At 40.1% G+C, this 12,397-nt stretch carries 15 protein-coding genes; 2 read left to right on the forward strand and 13 right to left on the reverse strand.

Features of this window, described 5'->3' with window-relative positions; genetic code table 11:
* Positions 1–11: 11 nt before the first annotated feature.
* The 3 genes from fur to MKZ11_RS20160 form a co-directional block, all read right to left on the reverse strand.
* Positions 12–470 (reverse strand): ferric iron uptake transcriptional regulator, encoded by a 459-nt coding sequence (fur, locus tag MKZ11_RS20150; RefSeq protein ID WP_340796141.1) that lies wholly within the window; start codon positions 468–470, stop codon positions 12–14.
* A gap of 94 nt (positions 471–564) precedes the next feature.
* Positions 565–1,110, reverse strand: coding sequence for a hypothetical protein (locus MKZ11_RS20155; RefSeq protein WP_340796142.1), 546 nt, complete (start codon positions 1,108–1,110; stop codon positions 565–567).
* Positions 1,111–1,133: 23 nt separating this feature from the next.
* A complete protein-coding gene (locus MKZ11_RS20160; protein WP_340796143.1) occupies positions 1,134–1,679 on the reverse strand; it encodes an NUDIX hydrolase in 546 nt (181 codons plus the stop codon).
* Between the two features lie 249 nt (positions 1,680–1,928).
* On the opposite strand from MKZ11_RS20160, the gene MKZ11_RS20165 reads away from it, so the two are divergent.
* Complete coding sequence (locus tag MKZ11_RS20165) at positions 1,929–2,831, forward strand: aldo/keto reductase (protein WP_340796144.1); 903 nt, start codon at positions 1,929–1,931, stop codon at positions 2,829–2,831.
* 559 nt (positions 2,832–3,390) lie between these two features.
* Here the strand turns inward: MKZ11_RS20165 and MKZ11_RS20170 are convergent.
* The 9 genes from MKZ11_RS20170 to MKZ11_RS20210 all read right to left on the reverse strand — a co-directional run bounded on the left by MKZ11_RS20170 (position 3,391) and on the right by MKZ11_RS20210 (position 10,393).
* On the reverse strand, positions 3,391–3,852 hold the full coding sequence (locus tag MKZ11_RS20170; protein WP_340796145.1) for a DinB family protein: 462 nt from the start codon (positions 3,850–3,852) through the stop codon (positions 3,391–3,393).
* Between the two features lie 90 nt (positions 3,853–3,942).
* A complete protein-coding gene (locus MKZ11_RS20175; RefSeq protein ID WP_340796146.1) occupies positions 3,943–4,545 on the reverse strand; it encodes a response regulator transcription factor in 603 nt (200 codons plus the stop codon).
* On the reverse strand, positions 4,542–5,660 hold the full coding sequence (locus tag MKZ11_RS20180) for a sensor histidine kinase (RefSeq protein WP_445327010.1): 1,119 nt from the start codon (positions 5,658–5,660) through the stop codon (positions 4,542–4,544). The genes MKZ11_RS20175 and MKZ11_RS20180 overlap by 4 nt, the downstream gene beginning before the upstream one ends.
* Positions 5,660–6,397, reverse strand: coding sequence for an ABC transporter permease (locus tag MKZ11_RS20185; protein WP_340796147.1), 738 nt, complete (start codon positions 6,395–6,397; stop codon positions 5,660–5,662). Before MKZ11_RS20185 ends, MKZ11_RS20180 begins: the two co-directional genes overlap by 1 nt.
* Positions 6,398–7,300: an ABC transporter ATP-binding protein gene (locus tag MKZ11_RS20190; protein ID WP_445327059.1), complete on the reverse strand. Its 903-nt coding sequence runs from the start codon at positions 7,298–7,300 to the stop codon at positions 6,398–6,400.
* 180 nt (positions 7,301–7,480) lie between these two features.
* Positions 7,481–8,053 (reverse strand): DUF6434 domain-containing protein, encoded by a 573-nt coding sequence (locus MKZ11_RS20195; RefSeq protein ID WP_340797064.1) that lies wholly within the window; start codon positions 8,051–8,053, stop codon positions 7,481–7,483.
* Positions 8,054–8,398: 345 nt separating this feature from the next.
* Positions 8,399–9,088, reverse strand: coding sequence for an N-acetylmannosamine-6-phosphate 2-epimerase (locus MKZ11_RS20200; RefSeq protein ID WP_340796149.1), 690 nt, complete (start codon positions 9,086–9,088; stop codon positions 8,399–8,401).
* Positions 9,089–9,116: 28 nt separating this feature from the next.
* On the reverse strand, positions 9,117–10,103 hold the full coding sequence (locus MKZ11_RS20205; protein WP_340796150.1) for an SGNH/GDSL hydrolase family protein: 987 nt from the start codon (positions 10,101–10,103) through the stop codon (positions 9,117–9,119).
* A gap of 35 nt (positions 10,104–10,138) precedes the next feature.
* Complete coding sequence (locus MKZ11_RS20210) at positions 10,139–10,393, reverse strand: hypothetical protein (RefSeq protein WP_340796151.1); 255 nt, start codon at positions 10,391–10,393, stop codon at positions 10,139–10,141.
* 276 nt (positions 10,394–10,669) lie between these two features.
* Here MKZ11_RS20210 and MKZ11_RS20215 point away from each other — a divergent pair, with 276 nt between their 5' ends.
* Complete coding sequence (locus tag MKZ11_RS20215) at positions 10,670–10,930, forward strand: DNA primase (RefSeq protein WP_340796152.1); 261 nt, start codon at positions 10,670–10,672, stop codon at positions 10,928–10,930.
* Between the two features lie 87 nt (positions 10,931–11,017).
* Here the strand turns inward: MKZ11_RS20215 and MKZ11_RS20220 are convergent, their stop codons facing one another.
* A complete protein-coding gene (locus MKZ11_RS20220; protein ID WP_340796153.1) occupies positions 11,018–12,229 on the reverse strand; it encodes a NupC/NupG family nucleoside CNT transporter in 1,212 nt (403 codons plus the stop codon).
* Positions 12,230–12,397: the final 168 nt, after the last annotated feature.

Raw genomic sequence — 12,397 nt, forward strand, 5'->3', positions numbered from 1 at the left:
CATCCCTTTTTTCATTCTTCACTATCATCCGCATCGGATTTACATCTTTTGCAAATACCGTGAAACGTCAACCAATGGTCTTTAATAGCGAATTCAAAGCGGCTTTCAACAATCTTTTCGACATCGCCGAGAAGATCCTCTTGAATTTCATCCACCGCTCCACATTCGATACATATTAGATGATGATGAAAATGGGCAGCGCCTTCCTGCCGCAGATCATATCTCGATACACCGTCACCAAAGTTAATTTTATCGACTACTTTAAGATCTGTCAGCAATTCCAGCGTGCGATACACTGTAGCAAGCCCGATTTCCGGTGCTTTCTCTTTGACTAGCAAAAATACATCTTCAGCACTCAGATGATCTTCCTCATGCTCAAGGAGGACCAAAACCGTCGCTTCGCGCTGAGGTGTCAGCTTGTAGCTGGCCCCATGCAATTGTTTTTTTATCCGATCGATTCGGCTCTCCATACGACGCCCCCCTCAAACTATCTCCATTATAACAAATGGGCTTTCCTTATGACAACAGAAAGGGAGCGAGTTGTTAATTAGAGGGGAAAATATTCTAGTTTAGAATGAATTGAAAGACGATAATTTCGATCGCAAGTACTGCAGTTGCCATTCCGATAATCGCGGGTAATGCACGTGTGTTGGATCGCTTTCCGAGTGTCGTACGCATAAAGTAAGGCGGGCTTAGAACGGCGCAATACACAAGAAACAAAAAACAAATTAAAAACTGAAACGGAAACCACCAAATTGAATAAGCCATCATTTTCGTACCTGAAGCCAGTAAATAGGAAGAGGACAAGCCGAAAAGAACACATTTCACGGCACCAAAAAATAACACGGCAAACTGTGTTCTTCTATACATCGCAAGCGCGTATGCCAGAACGAAAAACAAGACTGCAGTACCTACAGGTCTAATATAACCTGCATCATGTCCCAGAACGACTCGCGCATCGTAAAATGTCACTATCCTCTCTACCGAAGTCGCAGGCATCTCACGGAACAAGAGAGCTCCTCCAATATAACCGATTGCCAGAATGACGAATAAATGGATGAACGATAAAGAACGGACCATAGCTGCACCTCCGCATAGTTTATTTAACATATGCTTGTCCGCTCCAAATTAGGTCACTTTGTTAAAAGGTTTTTTGCATAGAGTACAGCGAATGCGGTTTTTGCATCGTAAATTTCCCCCGACACAACCATTTTTTCGGCCTCTTCAAGCGTCACTTCTAACAATTCTATGAATTCATCTTCATCTCCTGCAGCAGGATTTTCGATTTTATAAAGATCTTGTGCTAAATACATATGAATTACTTCATCTGCAAAACCAGGCGATGTAGCAAAAGATTGAATATAAGTGAATTCTTTCGCACCATACCCCGTTTCCTCTTCTAGCTCACGGACCGCTGTCACTTCAGGTGCCTCTCCGGGATCAATCTTGCCTGCTGGTATTTCGATGAGTGTACGTTCCAGCGCTTTTCTATATTGTTCAACAAGAACAATTTTTCCGTCAGCAGTAACCGGAATGATCGAAACCGCCCCCGGATGTTTGATTAATTCACGTGTCGCTTTCTTGCCATCCGGCAACTCCACTTCCTCAACTCGCAGTGTAATGACCTTTCCTTCATAAAGCGTTTCACCTGAAATGGTCTTTTCTTCGTATTTATCCAATCTATTCAACCCTTTCTTCTAGAATTTCCTATGACGACATTGTACCATGAACAAAAGCGCAGGGCGCCTGCATAAATGCGACAGGCATAAGACGGATCGGCGACGCGGCGTTTTTTGCTGCATAGCCGGGCTGACTTATGACCCGAGCATTTGGCGCCCGGAGTCTAGACGTGAAATCTCTATGTAATAACATATCCACGTACGAGATTTTATAATTGACTAGACGAGAACAAAACAGGGGGTGCTTTCATGGAGAAAAGAGAGTTAGGGAAAAGCGGGATTTACGTTTCTGAAATCGGACTAGGCTGCATGTCGCTACCGAATGATTTAGCTGAATCGAAAAATATCATCGATGCCGCAATCCACGCGGGCATTAATTACTTTGATACAGCTGATTTATATGACAACGGCAGAAACGAAGAACTGTTAGGCTTCGCACTGAAGGGGAAACGGAATGATATAATCCTCGCAACGAAAGCGGGCAACAAAATGAACCCGGACGGTGAGGGATGGACATGGGATTCTTCAAAAGCGCATATTATGGAAGCCGTCAAAAAAAGTCTAACACGCCTCGATACAGATTATATCGATGTTTATCAGCTTCATGGCGGAACAATGGAGGACAAAGTGGAGGAAACCATCGATGCATTTGAAAGCTTAAAAAAAGATGGTCTAATCCGTCAATATGGTATTTCTTCGATTCGTCCAACTGTTATTAAGCGATTCTTGGACACTAGTTCGGCTGTCTCTGTCATGATGCAATACAATCTGCTTGACCGACGACCGGAAGAATGGTTTCCAATGATTAACGATTCAGGGGCTTCTGTCATTACGCGTGGAACGATTGCTAAAGGATTTTTAACTTCGGAAGGTTTGTCGAGAGTTGAAAAAGCGAATGGATTTGTCGAGTATGATGCAGGGGAGCTAAAACACACAGTCAAAGCACTCAATGAGGTAGCGGATAACTTGCATTCAGCAGCTATCGCTTTTGTCCTTCGCGAAAAAACCGTCGCTTCTGCTTTAGTTGGTGCAAGTTCATCAGAACAACTCCTTGATTCGATTATTGCATATGAAAATAAAATAGATAGTAGCGTAATCGATGAGCTACGAAATATCACAAAAATGCATAGTTACAAAGAACATCGTCTGTAATAATGCCGACTAAAAAATACCCAAACAATAGACCAAGCGAAATATTGCTTGGTCTATTGTTTTTATTAAACTAAAATACTCTCTACTTCAACAAGGTTTTATATACGAAACCAAACTACTTCATATCTATATAGAACAAACCAAGGGTCAATTGCAACCACATAGCCAAGTTGTACTTGCAATTCTTATCTGTCAAATGAATCTGGCATATACGAATGCCTTTTAGGAGGTCACTTAAAAAACCTAATACTTGGAAATAATTAAAATTCCTCCTAATACCGCTACGGCGCTTTGTGGATGTCCTATGTGAGAAAGAGCATTTCATTAGCTGTGATGAAATCTGCAACCTGGAGTGCGTCTTTCTTGTCTATAATTAATATCAACTAGTAATCACCTTATAATCTCGGTATATACATCTCAAAATCACATTTCTCTCTTTAACGAACATTCTAGCGCGGGCGCGGCAAATGCATCCCCAAAGCGTCAAGTGTTCTACAATCCCCTCTCATATTTACAACTCTCTCATTAGTGAGTTCCACAGCAGATTCAATGGGATTCTTTATTTCAACATATCTACGTTTAACTTCTCATTAATTTGTTCTAAATGGTGTATATCATGTTTAAGAAATGTTTTTATAAAACTTTCTCCTGAGAATTGCCGCTTACTGTTTCCTACCGTAAATCTAATGTCGCTATCTATCTTCAACATGCTTTCAATTAGTTCTTGTCGTGTATTTATAAAACTATTGATGATAGATTCTACTGATTGGTTTGTAAGATACGATATGGCTTCTTTATTATGTTGGTCATGGTCTGGAAATGGCGGTAAACTAGCTCCTTTAGACATTTTGGGAACCATTTTTTCCAAATTGTATTTATCCCAGTAGTATAGATGACCAACAATTTCTCTAATAGACCATCTTCCTTCACGAACAGGTTCAAGAAGTAGCGAATTATGTACTTCTTTTAAAATCGAAATTTCATCAATTGTTTTTTCGAAATCCTTAAGTATTTTATCCATCTTTACCTCCTTATGAAATTTTATATACTGTTGACCATATAATTACATACCAGTTTCACACAATAAAGGCGTATATGGACTTTCCCACTTTTAAATCCATCCCTTCTCCTCAGCTGTTTTGATCGCTTCGATTTTATTTTTTGATTCCAACTTTTGAAGTATTTCGGACATATAGTTTCGAACCGTTCCCGCGGATAAAAATAATTGTGCTGAAATTTCTTTTGATGTTTTACCTTCTTTAGCTAGTTTTAAAACGTCTTGTTCGCGCCCTGTAAGCGGGTTATCCTCATGATATGTATTGATGATTAGTTCAGAAGCAAACTCATGTTTCCCCCTCATTACTCTCCGAATCGATTCCGCAAGGTCATCAATGGATCCATCTTTCAATAGATAGCCGTGGACCCCCGCCTTAACCGCTCGTTCGAAATAACCGGGTCTTGCAAAGGTCGTTAACATGATTACCTTGCAAGAGGAACCGCTCCGCTTTAATTCAGCTGCCACTTCCAAGCCGCTTTTCAAAGGCATTTCAATATCCATTAGACAAATATCAGGTTGCTGATAGCTGATAAGCTTCATCGCTTCTTCACCATTTTCCGCCTGTCCGACGACTTCCATATCCTCTTCAAAATCGAGCAATGCGCCAAGAGCCCCTCTCAGAATCCTTTGATCCTCAGCAATGACAATGCGTATCATAGGACAACCACCTCCTCTTTAACAATTACCGGCACTGCCATCGCAACTGTAGTACCTAATCCCGATTCAATTGAAAGCTTTCCTTCGATGAGTGCCAGCCGCTCTCGCATCCCCGACAATCCATTACCTTCATAATTATTACAGACGCCTACCCCGTCGTCTCTTACGGAAATGGTAAAATCCGCTCTTGTATTCCCGAAGGTTACAAAACAATTTTCCGCTTTGCTATGTTTTACGATATTGGTTACGGCTTCGCGAAGGCACATCCCTAAAATATTTTGCTGTAAAGGCGGGAGACTCGGTAGTTCAGTTTCCTCTTCCATATGAAATTGAATGCCCGCTGCCTTCAATATTTGTTCCATATCCCATAGTTCCTCAGCTATTGTGATTGTTCGCATATCAGAGACGAGCTCCCTCACTTGCTGAAGTGCAGATCGTGCAGTCATTTCGATTTCTTTCGCTTCGGCTGTTACGCGTTCTGGTTGCTTTTCGGCAATTCGTTGAACGAGCTGGCTTTGTAATGTAATCAGCGACAAGGTATGTCCTAACGTATCATGCAAATCCCGGGCGATTCGAACCCTTTCCTCCCGCTTAATGAAATCCTTAATTTGTTCATTGGCCTGGTCCAACTGTTGTTCTAATTCCACCTTCTCACTCATCGAACGTATACCGAATGGAGCTCCGATCATTACGACGAGAAAAGGTAGAAAGAAAAAGAGATCGGACACCGTACCCAGATACGATAAAATCATCACGGTTAAAATAACGGCTGATGCAAAGGATGTCAATGCACGATTAAATTGTTTTTTATTGCTATACCAGCCAATAAAGTTTGATGGGAAAAAACCCATAAATAAATTATATGGATTGTAACCGATACTTAAAATCATAATAATTCCAACTTGTAAAGTTAACCAATAAGAAAAGCTCTTTTTAGCTATTGTATGGTATAACTGCCTATAAGTAAGTAGAAAAAGCAATAATAAGCTATAGCCTATTACTGCCTTAAATCCCGTTTCATTTAGGACATGAATAAGTGGCATGAGTAAATAACATAAGAAAACATATGGGAAAAAGCCATACTTTTTCGGGAAGAACTGAAAATGCCTCATCACTACACCGCTTCCTGTCTCCTTCGTATATACGATGATAATACCATGAATAAAATGAGATAACCTACCAAAATTACAATATTTTTTAATTCCGGCACACCTCCACGGATGATTTCCCATGCCCCATTCCCATAATTATAAGCCGGAAGCCATATACTGATTGCTTGAACCATTTTTGGCAGGACTTCCATCGGCATCCACATTCCTCCTGTTATCGCAAGCAACATATAGAGAACATTGCTGACCCCACTAGCTGTATCTACCCGTTTCATAGTCCCTATCAATACACCAATCCCCAGAAAAGGGAGCGATCCAAGTAAAATCCAACAACCGCACATGATCCATTCAAAAGCGGTAAGTGAAACGCCATTCAACAGCACACCCGCTATAAAAATGACGACAATCGAAAATACATGGACGATAGACTGCCCTATCATTTTCGCGATAGAATACTGCAAACTGGATAACGGGGTTACTTTCATGAATGTCGTCCAACCTTCTGCACGCTCCTGCACCAAACGGATACCCAACGTCATAATCGCACTTCCCATGACACTAAATGTCGTCACAGACATTAAAAAATGGGCATCCCACAGAGCTTTATCAATCATTCCTGTATTGACAACTTTCGTGAAAATGACATAAAAAACAATCGGCATAAACAGTGACCAAAAAATAAAGTACGGATTACGGAACATTCGATACATCTCAGCTTTGCATTGGTTAATAAAAACCGTCATTTACATCGCCTCCTTTTGCACAACCGTCAGCTGCTCAAATGCTTCTTCAAGGCGTCCTTTTTCAATCGCTATATCATGGACAATCAGTTGTTCAGAGAAGATTTTAGATAGGATCGAATCTGTATCACTCGTGATAATGAACGTCCTGTCTCCCTGATCATATACATTGGACACTTGAGGCAATCGCAAAAATATTTCTGTCGAAAATGGACGGTCAGCAACGAACGACACCGACTGTTTTAACAAATTGCCTTTAAGATCTTCCGGCTTCCCATCTGCAACGACCTTGCCTTTGTTAAATAAAATAATTCGACCTGCAACATCATCAGCTTCCTGTAAATAATGCGTGGAGAATATAATGGTTTTCCCATTGGCAGCTAGTTCTTTCACAGTTTCCCAAAACACTTTACGAGCCGATATATCCATCCCAACTGTCGGTTCATCGAAAAATAATAAATCTGGATCTCCCGCAAGTGCCAGAGCGAATCCAACTCTGCGCTTTTGCCCGCCAGACAGCTTGTCGGTTCGCTTGTTTAAATCCGCTTCACTTAGTCCAGTCAAACTAACCAACTTCTCAATAGACAATGGTTTTGGGTAATAGCTTCTGAACAAACGGATAATCTCCTTAACTTTCAAACCATCCATTAGACTGACTTCCTGCAACATAACCCCGATTCTTTCACGGACTTTCTTTTCCTTCGCATCTGAGTTAAAGAGCTTCGATCCTCCAATTGTAGGTTGTAAGAGTCCAAGCATCATTAACATCGTCGTACTTTTCCCAGCTCCATTCGGTCCAAGAATGGCCACGATTTCACCACGCTTAATTGAAAAAGAAACGTTATCAACCGCCTTTTTCCCTTTAAATATCTTTGTCAGCTCTTTTATTTCAACTGTATATTCCACTAATTCACCCCCGCAAGTAGTAGTTTCATTGTATGCCATTCATAAATTTCGTATCAGTAGACTTAGTCATGATTGTAGGGTGACAAATGTCATCTATACACAAAAAAATAGACGGTTCACCATACTGGTGATCGTCTCGTTTTTCTGTCTATAAATTAGAAGTTATCATTCATAATCCGCTCAATTTCTAGAGTGATATTTATTACTCCCCGGTAATTTCTTAATAGCATTCCAGGCTTCAATCGCTTCTTCACGACTTCTCCCTATATTGTTGGGATCCGCAAAATAGTCACGGGTAAATTGATTATATTCAAATTGAGGAGCAATTTCCTTTTGATAGGATGGATCTTTCTTTCGTTGCTCTTCTTCATGCCAAGCTTGGATAACATCACGGTACGTCTTCCCATTATTATTTTTAAAGTAATTTTGAATATAGGTAGAGAAATGAAAGTTAGCATGAATTACTGCCTTGAAAAAGGCTCTTACTTCTTGACTACAACGATGATTTTCGGTAATAACTGTATTCAGACTCAATGTATCTTGTTTCCGGGATTTCGTCTTACTCTTGACATATCTCGATAACTTTTCTATCTCTCCTGTTTGTAGAAATATTTTGATTCTATTTGAGATCTCTACTTTTGAGCCTGATGCACTTATACCATTGTCGCGACAAAATAATTGCAACTCTTCTTTCAGCCAATAAAAATCACCAAATTCTTGAATGCTTATATCCTTTGAAAGGATAGGTCTCAACATTAACACACCCCCGTTTATACTAACCCTCATTATAGAACGAACGTTCCTTGCAATCAATTCTATTTGCTATGAATTCGCTACGGTTCCCCCTCGGAAAGTTCTTCGCTCAGTTTATATAGCTATTCATATTTTCAACTTATATAGAATTCTAAAGAGTAATACCTTGCATCAGAGAGTAAAAGAAAGCACGCTTTAATTATCGCTAAAACGATTGGAATGGCAATTCGTAAAAAAATGATGGATTTATCTTTTGAAGGGAAAATTAAAATTAACTAAATCGAAGCATTTATTGATTCTGTTAATGGACATGTAGCTAGACTACGAGGAATTCTTACTCCACCCTCATTTAATAGCTTCAACAAACCTTTTCGTAATATCCATCGGTCTTGTGATTGCTGTTCCTACAACTGCTGAGTAGGCCCCTAATTCAAACACTCGCTTAAGCTGTTCCGGTGTCCAAATACCACCTTCTGCGATAATAGGAATAGGAAAATCCCTTACTAGCCTTTCAATCAACTTAATATCCGGCAATCTCGTCCCTTGTGTATGTTCTGTATAACCACTAAGTGTTGTTCCTAAGCAATCAAATCCCAATGCATATGCGTCTTTCGCTTCTTCATAAGTTGAGCAATCAGCCATGAACAGTTGATTAGTATATTTCTTACGAATCGCCGGGAAAACTTCGCTTATGATCTTACCATCTGGCCTTATTCTTTTAGTTGCATCTATCGCAATAATGTCCACGCCCTCTTGATTAAGTAGGTCTATCTCTTTTGAAGTCGGTGTGATAAATACTTCAAATCCCTCGTAAACCCTTTTAATAATTCCAATGATCGGTAAATCTACAGTTTTCTTTATCTCTCTTATATCTTCAACACTATTCGCTCTAATTCCCACGGCTCCTCCCTTCATCGCAGCAAATGCCATTCTCCCCATGATAAATGGACTGTACAATGGTTCTTCTGGAAGTGCCTGACACGAAACGATAAGTCCATTTTTTATTGACGTTAAAATTTCTGCTTTAGTTTTCACCTGAACACACCTCCATTAGCTGTACCACCTATTTAAAATAGGCTTTAAATTCATTGGCAAAATGATGCCCCATCAACTTATAGCCTTCTGCATTCGGATGAAGATCGTCGGGTAATAAGTCCGCATGGGATTCACTCAGAATAGCCAAGCCATTCACATAGAATAGTTGATCATCACCATTTTTTCTAAATATCTCTACAATTTCTTGCACTTGTCGTCTCATCTCAACCAGCGTAAAACCAGCTAGATTAGGGGTTTCTTCTCTAAATGCCCCGTATATGGGCGAGCTTAAAACAATTGGTACAGATGTATGTTTTTCGCGAATAATTTTTATAAATCCAATGATATTCGCTTGAAATGTTCGTTCATTGTAACTGTTTGCACCGTATATATTTATTCCCGCACAGAGGGATATGAAGTCAATAGGCGTATCCCTGATCGTTCTTGCAATCATTGGTTCATACTGACATTGCCCGCTGAATCCTAAACAAGTTAAATCCAAATCCAATTCTACTGCAGTGATAGCTGGCCATGTTTTTGAAGGGCTTTCCGCGGCATGGCATTGAGTGATGGAGCTTCCATAGGCAAGCCACTTTTTTCGTAAAGATGAGCAATTGCTCCACTCCGCATCTTTAGTAATATAAACATTCCTTAAGGCAACTTTTTGTTGTTGTGATAAGTAAATTTCAACAAGTTTATTTCTTGTTAAAAGACTATCCACTGTAAAAGACATTTCCTTAGGGCTCACAATTATTGTTTTCACGAATTCCCTATCAATCACAAGGTCGAATTCTAATTCAGTTTCAGACGCCGCAAATTCCAGTTTTATTTTTGATGAATTTGTTACAAATGTTAGTCGAACACCGGCAGGTACTTCCGCTAGTCCGTTCAGTTGATTTGGCGTATAAAAATCCCTTTCTTCGTGAAAAATTCTCCAAGGTACGATGAACTCTCCGCTTTTTTCGAGTGATATAGCGCCTAGCACTGTTTCTGAATTCAATACAATTGGTTTCATTTATACACCGCCTATTCGTTCATTTTAACATGGCATTAGATTTTCAAGTTGGTCTTATCAATCATACCTTTAATCACTTCAATTTTCTCCAAATCCCCTACGGATACCGACTCCAATGGTTCCCTAACGCTACCAATGTTTAAACCTCTTAATTTAAAATCTTCTTTTATAACAGAATACATTGATCCATTCAATGAACATGATGAAATACTAATGTCCTTAATAATACGTTGGATTTTTCTAGCACCCGGGAAGTTACCTGCCGGATACATATTGTTCATCCAGGCCATTAAAGACAATAAATTCTTCGTGAGTCGACGCTTTAAATCTTTCATTATCCATAACAGGGAGTAGGCACAACGGTAACCATACGAATTCCAGCGAGTCCACGAAATTAACAAGATATGAAGCAAGATTATTATCACCACGCTCTTTTCTTCTATCTAAAAAATAAAATGATTAACAGGTTCAAATCCGGGTATTACAAGAACATGCATCATTCAACTTAGACAAACTTATTGGAGGAGATTGAAATGGATTTAAAACTTAATGGTGAAAAAAAATGGTTGAAGCTCGGAGCGGCAACATTACTATCAGTTGGAATGCTCGCTGCTTGTGGTGACAAGGATGATGATGTTGACGTAGATGTTAACAAACCTGTAGAAGATGTCACTCCTGATGATGGCACGGATACTAATGTAGATTTGGATACTGATGATGGTACGGATACAGATGTAGATTTGGATGCAGATATTGAGGATGATGGCGATGGTGTCGTTGATGATAAGAAAGATGACGACCATATCGAAGATGGTAGCGACGGTTAATTAGAACATCTGCAGTAGCACATACCCCAAAAAGGACTAGATGGCATAGTAGCCGTCCAGTCCTTTTTGGGGTTCAAAGTTTTAGTTTCAAATGAACATTCCAGCGATTGCAGCACTCAATAACGAAGCTAACATTCCTGCTGCCACTGAGCGAATGCCAAGTTTTGCAATGTCAGGGCGACGACTAGGTGCTAGAGAACCTAATCCGCCAAGAAGAATCGCCAGTGAACTTAAGTTCGCAAATCCACAGAGTGCAAAGCTCACGACGATAACTGTTTTAGGACTGAGTGATGCAATTTCCGGAGCGAATGACGCATACGCAACAAACTCATTCAACACAAGCTTCTGACCGATGAATCCTCCTGCTGTAACTGCCTCAGTCCAAGGAACACCAATAGCGAAAGCGAGCGGTGCAAATAGAACGCCCAAAATCCCCTCAACCGTCAAAGACTCAAAACCAACCAATTTCCCGAGTCCACCTAACATTCCATTCATTAAAGCGATAAGCGCAATGAATGCCAGTAGCATTGCACCGACGTTAAGGGCAAGTTTTAATCCATCTCCTGCCCCACGAGCTGCTGCATCAATGACGTTCACAGATTCCTGATCCTTTTCCATCTCAAATTCGGCGACTTCCGACTTTTCCGTTTCAGGTATAAATATTTTAGCCATTATTAACCCTGCTGGAGCAGCCATGAAACTTGCCGCAATCAAATACTCAAGCGGAACACCCAAAAGAGCATAACCCGCAAGAACTGAACCGGCAACAGATGCAAGTCCGCCTGTCATAACCGCAAAAAGCTCTGACTTTGTCATATTTGCCAAAAACGGTCGAATGACAAGTGGCGCTTCCGTTTGTCCGACAAAGATATTCGCTGCCGAAGATACTGATTCCGCCTTACTTGTACCGAGCAGCTTCGACAAAGCACCACCAATCAGTTTAATGATCATCTGCATAATTCCCAGATAATATAAAACGGAAATCAAGGATGAAAAGAAAATGATAATTGTCAACACTTGGAACGCAAAGACGAAACCGAATCCTTCAACATCTGCTGCTGGGCCGAAAAGAAATGCAACGCCCTCTCCTGCATAATCAATGACATTTTGAACGAGTCCCGAAAACCAAATTAACCCGGCTCTACCCGCTTCCCATTTCAGAACTACAAATGCAAACGTCACTTGTATGATTAAACCAACAACGATAGTCCGGTAATTAATCGATTTCTTTCCATTAGAGAAAAGAAATGCAATTCCTAACACGACCACTATCCCTAAAAGCCCCCACAATAAATTCAACTAGTACACCTCTTTAAACGGAATTTTTCCATTTATAATTTTGTTATTAATACGTCAATTCATACTATGTAAAACTTCATTTAAACGTATGACGTCAGACAACTAAATGAGTTTATCAAACGAAATGAAATAAGTAAATGAATTGTGCGAAAAACAGGAAAAACTATT

Origin of the sequence: Sporosarcina sp. FSL K6-1508 (assembly GCF_038007465.1) — a bacterium.
Taxonomy (GTDB): domain Bacteria; phylum Bacillota; class Bacilli; order Bacillales_A; family Planococcaceae; genus Sporosarcina; species Sporosarcina psychrophila_B.